Origin of the sequence: Clostridium sp. AM22-11AC, from assembly GCF_003473545.1 — a bacterium.
GTDB lineage: Bacteria > Bacillota > Clostridia > Lachnospirales > Lachnospiraceae > Enterocloster.
Window position 1 is genome coordinate 1 of record NZ_QUCM01000052.1, and the last position, 1,780, is coordinate 1,780.

Consider the following 1,780-nt stretch of genomic DNA (forward strand, 5'->3'; position numbering starts at 1 on the left):
CCTGACTTTCGGAGTTGAAGTATAAAACATGGTGCTAAGCCAAGGATTAAAACCTGTGGCTTAGCATTTTTTTGATGTCTCCTTCGTTCAAAAAATACGATGTCAGTGGTAAGCTGCACAGCTCTGACAATTCCCTGATAAATGATGTACCATGCGATAGATTTATATATTTTCTGTCTGATATTTTGGCAACTCTGAAGTCACGTACGAATTCAAACAGCTCTTCGGAACTATAACCATTTTTTAATATCTTGAACTGCAGTAATCTTGTCAGTAATACGGCCAGATAGCAGATTAAAAAATGTCCAACAATGGTATCCTGTTTTTGCAAGTATACCGGTCTGGCATCCAGCTGTGACTTCATGATCCGGAAGGATTCTTCTATTCTCCAGAGATTGTGGTATGCATTGTAGACATCCTTATCTTTCATGGAAATCTCGGAAGTGACCAGCATGTTGTATCCGGCAAGCTCCAGGGATTTTTGAATGAGTTCCTCATTCATGGTGACTTTTACTTTACCATCTGTGTCGTTGCCCTTTTTATCTGCAGCAGTAAAAATGACATATTTTGCAGAATCACCATACTCGGATTTTTTAGCCTGCGAAGCTTTCAGAAGCCTTGCTTTTTCAACTTCTTTATTAATTTCGTAGATCTGTTTTTTGGCAAGTTTTGGATTGAAAGTAACAATCCTTTTTTCTGTGATCCGGAACTTTTTTAAAGAGCCTGTTTCAGACTCGGTAAATTTATATTCAAATTCATCTACACATTCCTTAATGCGATACAAAGTCTCCCCGGCAGCATTTTTTACATCCCTGTAATTATTAGGGAGCAGTACCCAGGTCTTTTCCGTTTCCGGAAGCATCTTTACGGACTTAGAGAAAATATATCCATCCCCATTTTTGAGCGCATGGAAGATATTTTCAGCACAATTCAACCCTTTGTCGGCGATCTGTATGGTTCTGCCGGACACAGAGTTTCTCTTTTTCAAATCATCAATGATATTTCTGATCACCGGCTTTTCACTCTGATTGCCCGGAAACAGCTTCATGCCGATGGGAATCTGATTTGCATCAAGCAGGAGTCCCAGACCAACAATCGGTTCTTTTCTGTTTTCCTTGGAAGGTCCTTTTTTCCGGAAATCATCTTCCCTGTCGATCTCAAAGTAAAAGTTAGTGCAGTCAAAGTAAGTATGAGAGGTATCAAACTGATACATCTGTTGGATCTGATGATTGTAGATTTCAATGATCTTTTCGTATTCGCAACCGATATACTCCAGCCCGTCATAGAGCTGGTTTAAAGAAAAATCGTAGGATTCAAAAAGCTTTGGAATCACTTCGTCATAAGTCTTTGATTTTGAACATGGCTGGACAAGTCTTGCGTAAACAAGGGCAGAGATCATGTCAAAAACATTAAAGCGGAAGTCAGTAGCGGTCTGCATGAGATCAATATACTTTTTGACAGAAAGCTTGTCGTTAATGTTTTTCATCGGGAAATAGCCAATGAGTTTTTCCGGCGAATCATCTGAAATCTGCTTCGCTTTTTTTGCGGCTTTTGCAGCATTTGCTTCCTGGTTCAGTCTGATAACTTCTTCTTTGTAGAAGGAGATAGGATCGTCAATGCCCTTTGCCTGAAGCTCATGAACATAACCAATAGGTTTATAAGCCTTGTGGGCAGTATGCCTGCGTTCAGGATCGTAAAAGCTTGAATAAATCTGAAGATAAGTACCTTTTTTGTTGTTAGTTTTTTTAAGAAAATATGCCATAAAAGTCACCCTCTTATA

1 protein-coding gene is annotated in these 1,780 nt (G+C 39.2%); it reads right to left on the reverse strand.

The window, feature by feature from the left end; genetic code table 11:
• Positions 1-46: 46 nt before the first annotated feature.
• A partial coding sequence (locus tag DW251_RS17745) for an IS1634 family transposase (protein ID WP_243035057.1) occupies positions 47-1,780 on the reverse strand: 1,734 nt, incomplete at its 5' end.